The 12,887-nt window shown below is 44.5% G+C and carries 8 protein-coding genes; 7 read left to right on the forward strand and 1 reads right to left on the reverse strand.

Translation table 11 applies throughout. From position 1 onward, the window contains the following. Window positions 1-113: 113 nt before the first annotated feature. Window positions 114-827: a superoxide dismutase gene (locus tag ABD960_RS05045; protein ID WP_345329826.1), complete on the forward strand. Its 714-nt coding sequence runs from the start codon at window positions 114-116 to the stop codon at window positions 825-827. Between the two features lie 65 nt (window positions 828-892). On the opposite strand, the gene ABD960_RS05050 is transcribed toward ABD960_RS05045, so the two are convergent. Further along, a complete protein-coding gene (locus tag ABD960_RS05050) occupies window positions 893-2,008 on the reverse strand; it encodes an AI-2E family transporter (protein ID WP_345329828.1) in 1,116 nt (371 codons plus the stop codon). Between the two features lie 133 nt (window positions 2,009-2,141). On the opposite strand from ABD960_RS05050, the gene ABD960_RS05055 reads away from it, so the two are divergent. From ABD960_RS05055 to fucP, 6 genes are all read left to right on the forward strand, one after another. Next, window positions 2,142-2,534 (forward strand): group III truncated hemoglobin, encoded by a 393-nt coding sequence (locus tag ABD960_RS05055; RefSeq protein ID WP_345329830.1) that lies wholly within the window; start codon window positions 2,142-2,144, stop codon window positions 2,532-2,534. 92 nt (window positions 2,535-2,626) lie between these two features. Beyond that, window positions 2,627-4,783 (forward strand): glycoside hydrolase family 31 protein, encoded by a 2,157-nt coding sequence (locus tag ABD960_RS05060; RefSeq protein ID WP_345329831.1) that lies wholly within the window; start codon window positions 2,627-2,629, stop codon window positions 4,781-4,783. Between the two features lie 40 nt (window positions 4,784-4,823). Beyond that, a complete protein-coding gene (locus tag ABD960_RS05065) occupies window positions 4,824-6,773 on the forward strand; it encodes a glycoside hydrolase family 97 protein (protein ID WP_345329832.1) in 1,950 nt (649 codons plus the stop codon). A 141-nt stretch (window positions 6,774-6,914) separates the two neighbouring features. Then, window positions 6,915-9,383 carry a glutaminase family protein gene (locus ABD960_RS05070; RefSeq protein ID WP_345329833.1) on the forward strand — a complete coding sequence of 823 codons (2,469 nt, stop codon included), beginning with the start codon at window positions 6,915-6,917 and terminating at the stop codon, window positions 9,381-9,383. Window positions 9,384-9,390: 7 nt separating this feature from the next. Beyond that, window positions 9,391-11,445: a beta-L-arabinofuranosidase domain-containing protein gene (locus tag ABD960_RS05075; RefSeq protein WP_345329834.1), complete on the forward strand. Its 2,055-nt coding sequence runs from the start codon at window positions 9,391-9,393 to the stop codon at window positions 11,443-11,445. 167 nt (window positions 11,446-11,612) lie between these two features. Further along, on the forward strand, window positions 11,613-12,875 hold the full coding sequence (fucP, locus tag ABD960_RS05080) for an L-fucose:H+ symporter permease (RefSeq protein ID WP_345329836.1): 1,263 nt from the start codon (window positions 11,613-11,615) through the stop codon (window positions 12,873-12,875). Window positions 12,876-12,887: the final 12 nt, after the last annotated feature.

Here is a 12,887-nt window from a genome sequence, read left to right on the forward strand (position 1 = left end):
CTCAATAAAAAATGTAACAACATTGCAATAAGCCCGTTTTTGTAATATGTAATTAAACATCAGCTTAATATTAATTGTTAAGTTAGCAGAGTTCAAATTCATATTTATACATCATGGAAAACAACAGCCGTCGTAAATTTATACAAACCTCACTTGCCGCTACCGCCGCGGTAACCGTAGGTAACTCATTTATTGCAAACGCCATAGCCGGTGAGCGGGAGCCCGCAGCCTTTGCGTTTAAGCAGGTGCCGCTGCCTTTTAAGTATGCCGACCTTGAGCCGAGCATTGACGCGCTTACTAACGAGATACATTATACAAAGCATCACGCCACCTATATTAAAACCATCAACGAGTTGATAGTAAGCGAAAAAATACCTTACAAAACCGAGAAGGAATTTTTCGCCAATGCATCAAAAATATCAGCTAAGGCGCGTAACAATGCCGGTGGTGCCTGGAACCATAACTTTTTTTGGGAGAGCCTGAAAGCGCCGTCAAACGCTGCGCCAACCGGTAAAGTAGCTGACGCGATTAATGCTTCATTTGGCTCGTTTGATAAATTTAAGGCTGAGTTTACCGATGCCGCTACCAAACGTTTTGGCTCAGGCTGGGCATGGTTGGTTAAGGATGGCGCTAAGCTGAAAATCGGCTCAACGCCTAACCAGGACAACCCTTGGTTTGATACCGCTGAGATTAAAGGTACACCACTTTTAGGTCTCGACGTGTGGGAGCATGCCTACTACCTAAAATACCAAAACAAACGCCCGGACTACATTAATGCATTTTGGAATGTGGTAAACTGGGATGCCGTTGCTAAAAGGATGGTATAGTAAGTAGTGAATGGTGAGTAGTGAATATTTAAGCATTCACTACTCACCATTCACTACTTACTATACTAAATTGTCGTCGGTTTATCCGGGACGTTTTTCTTTTTTCGGAATACCGGAAAATTCATCGGACTAAGATTCGGTCTTTCATCGCCCAGTAGTACGCCCCACTGTTTAAACTGCTCAGATCTGTCAAACATGATTTTTAGTACGGCAATGATCGGCAGCGCCAAGAACATAGCTGATATACCGCCCATGGTACCGGCAAGTATCACACCAACTATAGCTGCCAGCGCATTTATCTTCACTTTGGAGCCTACAATGCGTGGCATCAGTATATTGTTATCTAAAAACTGAACTACGGCTATAGCACCCAGTACAATAAATATTGGCAGTATTTGCTGTGATGAGGCCAGGGTAATTAGTACGCCTAAAACGTTACCAATCAATGCGCCGAGGTAGGGTATGAGGTTTAAAAAAGCGAAAATTACACCTATCAATAGCGCGTGCTTTATGCCGAACAAAAACAGGATCAAGCCCAATAGTACAGTGATATAAGTAATCTGTATCAGCAAGCCTATCAGGTAGCTTTTTATAATGCTTTCGGTGGCACGCATACCTTCTTCAACCTTGGTATGCTGTTCTGATTCAAACCACATAAATACAAAGCGTACCAGCAGGTTTTTATAAAGCAGTATAAGGTAGATATATATAGGTAGCAAGCCAAAAAATAACAATATGCTACCTACCGAACCGGCCGCACCTCCTAAAATATTACCAAGAGACCCAAGTAATTTGTTGCTTTGCTCGTCAATAAATTTAAGCTGTTCTTTAGCGGAATAGTTAAAATCATCAGCTATCCACTGACTGAGGGAGTTAAGGTGCTTGCCTACGTTTTTTTCAATCTGCGGAAAATCGGCCACCAGTGAGCCTATCTGTGCTGAAAAGAACCATACGATCAGCCCCAAAAATATGAATAAAAGTAATATAGGAAGAAATATAGCCAGCACCTCGGGTACTCTAAGTTTTCTGAAAAAACGGAGTACAGGTAATAGCATCAGGCTAATAAAAAAAGCCATTAGCAAGGGCATTATTATATTTTGGCCAATAATAAATATTGCACCTGCAAGCGCGAGACCGAGAAGCTCGATCGATCTTTTTACCGTAATGGGTATCTCTTTCATAATTCAGTTAAAAGTATAAGCGAAAACTGCTCCTTTTGTTTAGGCAATAAAACCAATATTTAGTGGCTTTTTATCAATTATTATTGCATTGTTTTAACGCCGGTAAAAATTGCTGTATCTATATTTGTAAATCATGGCAGCGCATCAGGATATATTTGAACTTCAGGATATAAGAAATCTGGTTGATACCTTTTACGGCAAGGTGCAGCAAAATCCATTAATCGGCCCTGTTTTTAATGAGCGTATTCAGGATAGATGGCCGCAGCATCTCGAAAAAATGTACAGCTTTTGGCAAACCGTTTTGTTGGAAGAGTATACTTATTTTGGCCGCCCGTTTCCGCCGCACGCGCAGTTGCCTGTTGAGCGTGAGCATTTTGAAACCTGGCTAAACCTTTTTAACGAAACTGTTGATGAACTTTTTACCGGCGATAAAGCTACCGAAGCAAAATGGCGGGCAGGCAAAATGGCCGAGATGTTTCAGATCAAACTAGCTCACTTCCGTAATTCAGATCATAACATCCTGTAACAATCAGGTGATTTGCAAAAACGTTTTTTCAATAATTTTTATCTAAAAGTTTTTTATCTGTATGTTTAACAGCTAACCAACGCTAATTAAACATGCCTGTAAATTTACGCTTACGCGAGTTTTTTTGCCTGATTGTTTTATCTCTGATTTCTGTGTCAGCCGTTTTTTCACAGCAACGGCAGGTAACTGAAGTTGCGCCGGGGGTGAAAAAAATAACCATCGGCAAAACAGATCCATTAACACCCTACAGTTTTTGCGATGAGAAACCACAGGTGGCTGCCATGCAAAAGCTGCCCGCCGGTAATTTGCCTTTTGATATCAACAGCATCGGGATTAACATCAGCGAAAGGGGAGTACTGGTTGAAGTACCATTGGACGATAAGGAACAGCTTTATGGCTTCGGCTTGCAGATAGGCTCGTTTAACCAGCGCGGTTTGCGTAAAAAACCTATCGTTAACGATAATCCGTCAACCAACTTAGGCTATACTCATGCGCCTACAACTTTTTATGTATCTAATAAAGGCTATGGCATACTGGTAAACACCGCCCGCTACACTACCTTTTATTGCGGCACTACCGCTAAAAATGTTAACGAGGTAAAGGCATCTTCACAAAGTAATGGAGGCAACTCGGTAAGTGAGCTTTATGGTAGCAAAGGTACAGCCGCAGGCTATGTATCGGCCGATGTACCCGGAGCCAAGGGTATCGAGATTTACGTTTTTGAAGGGCCGGATATGCTGAGCGTGATGCAGCGTTACAACCTGTTTTCGGGCGGTGGTGCACTGCCTGCCATTTGGGGCTTAGGCGTAAAATACCGCGTTAAGGCTGATTTTAAGCAGGATCAGGTTAAAAAGATGGCGGCTTATTTTCGGGATAACCATATTCCTTGTGATGTGCTGGGGCTTGAACCACGCTGGCAAACGGCATCGTACTCATGCTCGTACGTTTGGAATAACGAGTTTTTCCCTAATCCGCAAAACCTGATCGATAGCATGAAACGTCAGGGTTTCCATATCAATTTGTGGGAGCATGCCTTTGTTAATCCTAAATCGCCATTGTATACGCAGTTGAAAAATAAATCAGGCAATTATTTGGTATGGAACGGTTTAGTGCCCGACTTTGCCGATAAGCAGGCCACTAAACTATTTGCTGATTACCATCAAAACACTTTTGTGAAGCAAGGCATATCCGGCTTCAAAATGGATGAGTGCGATAACTCTAACATCACCATGGGCGATGCCACCTGGAGTTTCCCGGAGCATAGCCGTTTCCCTTCGGGGTTGGATGGTGAGCAGATGCACCAGGTATTTGGTGTGCTATACCAAAAGGCCATTTATAACATCTACAAGCAAAATAACATCCGTACTTATCTGGATGTGAGGGCTTCAAGCTCCTTTGCGTCATCCTACCCGGCAGCCTTATACAGCGATACTTACGATCATAATGAATACATCGGCATGGTAGTCAACTCCGGTTTTTCGGGGCTGATCTGGTCGCCGGAGGTGCGGGAATCAAACACGGTGAAAGACCTGATGCGCCGTAGCCAAACGGCCGTATTATCGGCACAGGCGTTATACAACTCCTGGTACCTGCAAAATCCACCATGGCTGCAAATCAACATCAAACAAAACAACAACAACGAGCTGATGGCCAATGCCAAAGAGGTAGAGGCTGATGTACGCAAATTGCTGAACTTCCGCATGAGTTTGGTGCCTTACCTGTATAATGCCTTTGCTGATTATCATTTTAAAGGTATCCCGCCGTTCAGGGCTTTGGTGATGGATTATCCTAATGATGAAAAGGTACATAACATACCCGACGAGTATATGATAGGGCAGGGCATTTTGGCCGCCCCGCTTACCGAAAAGCAAAATGAGCGCAAGGTTTACCTGCCAGCCGGTAACTGGTACGATTATAATACCGGTAAAAAGATGGACGGCGGTAAGGAATATACCATCAATACGTCGTTTACCGAACTGCCCATCTTTATAAAAGAAGGCACGGTTTTGCCAATGGCCAAACCGGTTGAATATGTTACACCCGACACCAAATTTGAGATAACCTGCTATGTTTACGGTGAAAAAGCGACAGGTAGTTTATTTGAAGATGACGGCGTTACCTTTAATTACGATAAGGGAAATTACAATAACATCAGCCTGAACTATCAGAGCACCAAGGGCAAGGCGGAGCGTAAAGGCAACTTTAAAAGCAATAGGTTCATTATTAAAAAATGGGAAGTAATTAAATAAAACATCCACTCATACTAAATACATCACTTAATACAAGCACATGAAGAAACAAATTTTACTCACTACTTTACTGCTTTCGGCAGGTGTGAGGCTGATGGCGCAAACCATTGATCTTACCTCGCCCGATAACAAGATCAAGCTGACGGTTGACCTGAAGGACAGGATCAACTATTCTGTAAGCGTTAACGGCGATGCACTATTAAGCAACTCGTACCTGCAACTTGACCTGGGCAAGCAAAAGCTTGGCGAAAAACCAAGGCTGATTAAAAAAGCCGTTACTGCTGTTAATACTGTTTTGCACCCGGTAGTATCTTTAAAAAATAGTTCGGTGCCTAATAACTACAACCAGTTAAGGCTTGATTTAAAGGGCGATTACAGCGTAGAGTTCCGTGCTTATAATGATGGGGTGGCTTACCGTTTCATCACCAATAAAAAGGATTCTATCGCTATAAATAACGAGGATGTTCACCTGAACTTCGCGGATAACGTGGAGGCATCGTACCTGGAAACCGGGGGCTTTAAAACTTCTTATGAGATAGTTTACCAACGCAAGCCTTTAGCTGACGTAAACAAAGGTAGAATGAGCGTGCTACCAATTTTGTTCGATAACAAAAAATACAAAGTGCTGCTATCAGAGGCTGATCTGTATGATTATCCGTGCCTTTTTGTAAAGTCAACCGGTGATAAAAGCGTTGATGCCATATTTCCTAAAGCGCCGCTGGCTTTTGGTCCGGATGGCGACCGCAGCCTGGAGATCAAAAAAGAAGCGCCTTATATTGCTAAAACAGCAGGCAAGCGCAACTTCCCGTGGCGCTTTGTGGTGATCACTGATCAGGATAAGGAGTTGGTAGAAAACCAGATGGTTGCTCGTCTGTCAACCCAAAACCAGTTGAAAGATACCAAATGGATAAAGCCCGGCCAGGTGACCTGGGAGTGGTGGCACAATGCTTATGTTTACGGTGTTGATTTTAAGTCGGGCTATAACCAGGATACGTACAAGTATTATATCGATTTCGCTTCAAAATATGGCATCCCGTACATCATTATGGATGAAGGTTGGGCTAAGACTACCGAGAACCCATTTGAGCCAAACCCTACCATCAATTTGCACGAACTGATTGATTACGGTAAAAAGAAGAACGTAAAGATCATCCTGTGGTTCACCTGGCTATCGGTTGAGAACCACTTTGATATATTTGAAACCCTGAAAAAATGGGGCATTGCCGGTATGAAGATCGACTTTATGGACCGCAGCGACCAGTGGATGGTTAACTATTATACCCGTGTTGCTAAAGAAGCGGCCAAGCACCAAATACTGGTTGATTTCCACGGCGCGTTCAAGCCTGCAGGTTTGGAGTATGCATATCCTAACGTATTGTCGTACGAGGGTGTTATTGGTATGGAGCAAAATATTGGAGGTGGTTGGGCTACGCCGGATAATAACCTGTATCTGCCTTTTCTACGTAACGCTGTTGGTCCGATGGATTACACACCAGGCGCCATGCGTTCGGCCCATAAAAAGGATTACAAACCAACCTGGGTAAATACTATGAGCATTGGTACGCGTGCGCATCAACTGGCTATGTACGTAGTATTTGAAAGTGGCCTGCAAATGCTTGCCGATAACCCGTATAATTATTACCGCGAGCCGGAGGCCATTAAATTCATTACCAGTGTGCCGGTAACCTGGGATGAAACACGTGTGCTTGATGCCTCGCTGGGCGAGTACGTAGTTACCGCGCGCCGTAAAGGTGGAAACTGGTTTATTGGCGCCATGGGCAACAGCAAACCGCACGAACTGACCATCAACACCAGCTTTTTAAAGCCGGGCGTTACCTATAACATTACGTTGATAAAGGATGGCATTAATGCCGATTTCCAGGCGATGGACTTTAAACAGGTTACCAAAACCATAAAAGCCGGAGAAGCTATCGACATAAAAATGGAAGCTGACGGCGGTTGGGTCGCGCGTATTGAACCGGCTAATTAAACCATTCACATCTAACACATCTGAGCAGAGGATGGGCGAAAGCTCATCCTCTTTTTTATTTATTTTTGTCAGTTAGACATTTATTATAACTTTACGGCTTACAGTTAAACCAAATTAAATTAATTCCATACTTTACAAGCAATGAAAAAAATCAGTTTTCGTTCTATTGCGGTCGCGTGCCTTTTATCGGCGGGTGTGGCTCATGCCCAGGACAGGAAGGCACCATCGTACCCCTTAGTAACACACAATCCGTATTTCAGCATCTGGTCAAACACCGATAAGCTAACCGAATCATCAACTAACCATTGGACAGGCGCTACACAATCATTATTAGGTGTTGTTAATGTTGATGGTAAGTTTTATCGTTTTTTAGGTCAGGCGGCTGATAAGTACAAAACCATATTACCGGCATCGGATGAAAAAGGTTACAGCGTTAAATACACCGAAGCGAAACCTGCTGATGACTGGAGCAGCGCGAACTTTAACGATGCTTCATGGAAAACCGGTGCTGCGCCATTTGGTGATAATGATCAGGTAAAAACCAGCTGGAAAAGTCATGACCTATGGGTGCGCCGTACATTCAGCTATATTAAAACTGATTTAAATGAGCTATACCTGAAAATGAACCACGACGATAACGTGGAGGTTTACTTAAACGGCGATAAAATATTAGACCGTGAAGGCTGGACAAATGATTTCAAAATGATCAAGCTGAGCAATAGCGTTAAAGGTAAACTTAAAGACGGCGAAAACGTATTAGCTATACACGTAGCGAATACCGCCGGTGGCCGTTACCTTGATGCCGGTTTAGTGGAGAAGATTAAGGATGTTAGCGGCAGCAAAATGGAGATCGCCAAACAAAACGCGGTTACCGTTAACGCTACCCAAACCATCTATAACTTTACCGCAGGCGGTGTTAACCTTGATGTTACCTTTACCTCGCCATTATTAATGAGCGATTTGAACCTGATTGCAAGGCCGGTAAGCTATATAGCCTACAAAGCCAAAGCAAATGATGGCAAAAGCCATGCGGTTAAGGTGTTATTCAGCGCGTCAACAGATGTAGCGGTTAACACGCCGGTGCAGGAGGTTAAGGCTACTAAATACGCTACAGCAAAGCTCTCTATCTTAAAAGCCGGTACTACCGCGCAGCCCGTGCTGCAAAAACGTGGCGACGACCTGCGTATCGACTGGGGTTATATGTATGTTGCAGCCCCTAAAGCCGAGAACGTATCACAATTTATCACTGCCGAAAGCGAAGCCGCTACCGCGTTTGTTAGTGGCAGCCGTGCGTCAACAGCGCAGCAAGGCCGTTCACTGGCGCTTAACACGGTTATACCGTTTGGTACAGTAGGCGCAATCGCTGTAGAAAAATATGTGGAGCTGGGTTATGATGAGGTATATTCTATCCAGTACTTCAAACAAAACCTGCGCCCATGGTGGAATAATTCAGGTAAGCAAACTATTGAAGGCCAGCTGGCTTTAGCTGCTGATCAGTATAAATCGGTGATCAGCAAATGCCAGGCGTTCGATAAAACTTTATATGCTGATGCTAAAAAATCAGGCGGTGCAAAATATGCCGACCTTTGTGTGCTGGCTTATCGCCAAAGCATCGCGGCGCATAACCTGGTAAAAAGCCCGCAGGGCGATCTGCTTTGGTTGTCAAAAGAAAACTTCAGTAACGGATCAATCAACACCGTTGATATTACCTATCCATCAGCGCCAATGTACCTGATTTACAATACCGGTTTACTTAAAGGTATGATGAACGGGATATTTTATTACAGTGAAAGCGGCAAATTCCCCAAGGATTGGGCAGCGCACGATTTGGGTACCTATCCGCTGGCTAACGGCCAAACCTATGGTGAGGATATGCCGGTTGAAGAATCAGGCAACATGATCATCCTGACCGATGCTATTGTAAAGGCTGATGGCAACGCGGCTTACGCCAAAAAACATTGGGATGTATTAAGCAAATGGGTTAACTATCTTGTTCAGGATGGTTTTGATCCTAAAACACAGCTATGTACGGATGACTTTGCCGGTCACCTGGCGCGTAATGCCAACTTATCAGCAAAAGCTATTGTAGGTATTGCCTGCTATGCCGATATGGCCCAGCGTTTAGGTGATACTAAAACTGCCGACAAATATCGCGGCATTGCTAAAGGCATGGTAAGCAAGTGGATGGAGCTTGCCGGTGATGGCGACCACTATACCCTTACCTTTGAAAATAAAGGCACCTGGAGCCAGAAATACAATCTGGTTTGGGATAAAGTATTAGGCCTTAACCTGTTTCCGCAGGAAGTATACAACAAGGAAATAAAGTACTATCTTACCAAACAAAACGAATTTGGTTTGCCGCTGGATAGCCGTAAAACCTACACAAAATCTGACTGGATTTTATGGACCGCTACCCTGGCTAATAACCAAAAGGATTTTGACGCGTTGGTAAACCCGATATGGAAATTCGCCATGGAAACACCATCACGTGTTCCGCTGAATGATTGGCACGAAACTACCGATGGTAAAATGGTAGGTTTCCAGGCGCGTAGTGTGGTAAGCGGTTACTACATGAAAATGCTTTACGATAAAATGCAATCAAAAAAATAAACCAACTATGCGTTTACCTGATTTGAGAAGAACCTGGCTTTTAACACTGCTGGCATTGCAGGGCGGCAGTCTTATGGCGCAAACTGCTACAGCCATTAAGCAGGTTGATAACAGCAAGGTTAACAGTTACTACGTATCAAACAAGGCCCCGTTACGGCAGCAATACTTTGTAAAGCTGCCGGTAACGGCCATAAAGCCAGGCGGCTGGTTGCTAAAGCAACTGGAGCTGCAGCGTGATGGCCTCACCGGTAACCTGGGCGAGATCAGTATATGGCTTTCAAAAAAAGATAATGCCTGGCTAAGTAAGGATGGCAAGGGCAAATATGGCTGGGAAGAGCTGCCTTACTGGCTGAAAGGCTACGGCGATATGGCCTACGTGCTTAAAGACCCGAAGATGCTGAAGGAAACCAAATTCTGGATAGAGGCGGTGCTTACCAACCAGCGCGATAACGGCGATTTTGGCCCGGATGTAGAGAAGGGCCCGGGCAAGCGCGACTTGTGGACGAACATGCCGATGCTCTGGTGCCTGCAATCATATTACGATTATTCAAAAGATCCGCGCGTACTTGAGGTAATGACCAAGTACTTCAAATGGCAGCTAAGCATTCCTGATGATAAATTTTTAGAGGATTACTGGGAGAAAAGTCGCGGCGGCGATAACATGCTGAGCGTTTACTGGCTGTATAACCGTACCGGAGATAAATTCCTGTTGGATCTGGCTACCAAGCTGGATAAAAACACATCCGACTGGAGGCAAAAGGGCAACCTGCCCAACTGGCATAACGTGAACATCGCACAATGCTTCCGTGAACCGGCTACCTATTACCTGCAAAGTAATAACCCTGCCGATTTGCAGGCTACCTACGATGTGTTTAAACTGACGCGTGACATTTACGGACAGGTACCGGGCGGCATGTTTGGTGCCGACGAGAATGCCCGCAAAGGCTATGATGACCCGCGCCAGGCTGTTGAAACCTGCGGACTGGTAGAGCAAATGACATCAGACCAATACCTGCTGCAATTTACCGGCGATACCTTTTGGGCCGATAACTGCGAGGATGTAGCGTTCAATACCTTCCCGGCGGCATTTACTTCAGATTATAAGGCCTTGCGATACCTTACCGCGCCCAATATGGTGGTGAGCGATAGCAAGAACCATGCGCCGGGTATTGATAATACCGGTCCGTTTTTGGCCATGAACCCGTTTAGCAGCCGCTGTTGCCAGCACAACCACTCGGCAGGCTGGGTATATTATAACGAGAACAGCTGGATGGCTACGCCCGATAATGGTGTTGCAGCATTGCTGTACGCTCCGGGCGAGGTTACGGCAAAGGTTGGATCAGCGGGTGCTTTGACCAAGATCATCACCACAACGCAATATCCGTTTAACGATGTGATCGACATGAAGGTGATCACTTTTGATAAAAACGTCTTCCCGGTATACCTGCGTGTACCGGCGTGGTGCAGCGCTCCGGTAGTAAAGGTAAATGGCAAGGTGGTTAAGGTTGCGGCAAAGGGCGGCGAATATATCAAGCTGGATAATACCTGGAAAAACGGTGATAAGATAAGCCTGCAACTGCCTATGAAAATAGCGGTAAGGCAATGGGCTAAAAATAAAAACAGCGCCAGCGTTAATTATGGCCCGCTTACTTATTCACTTAAAATAGATGAGCGCTATGAGCAAAAGGACAGTAAGCAAACCGCCATCGGTGATTCGCAATGGCAGGAAAATGCCGACCCGGTGAAATGGCCAAGCTGGGAGATATACCCTGCATCAGCCTGGAACTATGGGTTGCTGCTGAACAGCCAAAAGCCGGAGCAATCGTTCACGGTGGTTAAAGGCACCTGGCCTGCAGATAATAATCCGTTTACCAACAAATCGGCACCCATTATGCTGAAAGCTAACGGTAAACAGATACCGGGCTGGCAGATAGACCAGTACGGTTTATGCGGCGTACTACCGCAAAGCCCGGTTAAAACCGAGCAGCCGCAAACCAGCCTTACGCTGGTACCTATGGGCGGTGCAAGGTTACGTATAGCATCATTCCCGGTTGTGCAATAATCTGCAAATAGTAGGATAATACATTTCAGCAAGGCGTGAGAGTACATACTTTCACGCCTTGCTTGCTTATGCGCGGCTTATTGGTAATATTTAACGTTACGCATAAATCGGTTTATCAAATTTTATATACATTAGCGCAAACCAAATTGTAATCTTTTAGCACCTTTATGGATCAGAAGCCCAAATTAACCGAGAAAAAGTACCTCATAGTTTTCATTTTCGTAACGTCGCTATTTATGCTGTGGGGCATAGCCATTACCATGGGCGATGTGTTGAATAAGCATTTTCAAACCGTATTAAGTTTAAGCAAATCGCAATCCGCATACGTGCAGGTTTCTATGTTTGGCGCCTATTTTATTATGGGTATTCCGGCGGGTATCTTCATGAAAAAATATGGATATAAGAAGGGTGTGTTGTTAGGGTTGTTTTTATATGCTTTAGGCGCGTTTTTGTTTGTACCTGCTGCCAGTGCCGTATCGTTTACTTTTTTCAGGGTAGCCTTGTTTGTTCTGGCCTGCGGATTAGCTACATTAGAAACTGTTGCACACCCGTTTGTGGCCTCGTTGGGCGATCAGCGTACCAGTGACCAGCGTATAAATTTCGCACAATCTTTTAATGGTGTTGGTGCCATATTAGGCCCGTCAATAGGTAGTTACTTTATATTAAGAGGGGTGGACGCCGGGTCGGTAGATTTAACATCGGTAAAGGTTTTATATGTGGTGATCGGCGCTGTAATAGCATTGATAGGTTTACTCTTTTCGTTTGTAAAAGTACCGGTGTTGAGTGACCCTCATGTTATCGCTACTGATACGTATGCCATAGATGCGAATGAAAATGTAAAAGAGGGTTTTTTAAAGGAGCTTAGCTGGCTATCAAAAAGAAAGCATTATGTATTTGCGGTAATAGCGCAATTATTTAACGTGGCTGCACAAGGTGGTACCTGGGCTTTCTTTATAAATTATGGTGAAGAAGTGATGGGCTTTGATTCTGAGAAAGCCGGTTACTTTTTATCGTTAAGTATGGTAATGCTAATGGTTGGCCGCTTTATCGGGACTTTCTTGATGAGCTACATTGCTCCCAATAAATTGCTGGCGATATTTGCCGGCGGAGCTATTGTTATGTGTATTGTAGCGGCGCAAGGTTACGGCTGGGCGTCATTCATAGCATTGTTATTGATCAACTTCTTCTTCAGTATAATGTTTCCTACTATCTTCAGTTTAGGGTTGAAAGATTTGGGCAGGCATACAGAGCAGGCTTCATCATTCATCGTGATGGGTGTTGTGGGCGGCGCGTTGTTCCCGCCCGTTATGGGCCTGATAGCCAATACAGATGTAGCTAAAGCATACTATCTGCCCATTATATGTTATGCGGTTATCGGCTTGTTTGGCTTACTGTATCCAAAGTTAAACAAGAATATAAACCGGGCATAATAAATGTATTTG

The sequence above is a fragment of the Mucilaginibacter defluvii genome, from assembly GCF_039543225.1.
In the GTDB taxonomy this organism is placed as follows: domain Bacteria; phylum Bacteroidota; class Bacteroidia; order Sphingobacteriales; family Sphingobacteriaceae; genus Mucilaginibacter; species Mucilaginibacter defluvii.

What these genes read in the sequence shown, in the direction of transcription:
- ABD960_RS05075 (WP_345329834.1), top strand. Translation starts at nt 9,391, where the DNA reads ATGCGTTTACCTGATTTGAGAAGAACCTGGCTTTTAACACTGCTGGCA.
- ABD960_RS05055 (WP_345329830.1), top strand. Translation starts at nt 2,142, where the DNA reads ATGGCAGCGCATCAGGATATATTTGAACTTCAGGATATAAGAAATCTG.
- ABD960_RS05060 (WP_345329831.1), top strand. Translation starts at nt 2,627, where the DNA reads ATGCCTGTAAATTTACGCTTACGCGAGTTTTTTTGCCTGATTGTTTTA.
- fucP (WP_345329836.1), top strand. Translation starts at nt 11,613, where the DNA reads ATGGATCAGAAGCCCAAATTAACCGAGAAAAAGTACCTCATAGTTTTC.
- ABD960_RS05050 (WP_345329828.1), bottom strand. Translation starts at nt 2,008, where the DNA reads ATGAAAGAGATACCCATTACGGTAAAAAGATCGATCGAGCTTCTCGGT.
- ABD960_RS05070 (WP_345329833.1), top strand. Translation starts at nt 6,915, where the DNA reads ATGAAAAAAATCAGTTTTCGTTCTATTGCGGTCGCGTGCCTTTTATCG.
- ABD960_RS05065 (WP_345329832.1), top strand. Translation starts at nt 4,824, where the DNA reads ATGAAGAAACAAATTTTACTCACTACTTTACTGCTTTCGGCAGGTGTG.
- ABD960_RS05045 (WP_345329826.1), top strand. Translation starts at nt 114, where the DNA reads ATGGAAAACAACAGCCGTCGTAAATTTATACAAACCTCACTTGCCGCT.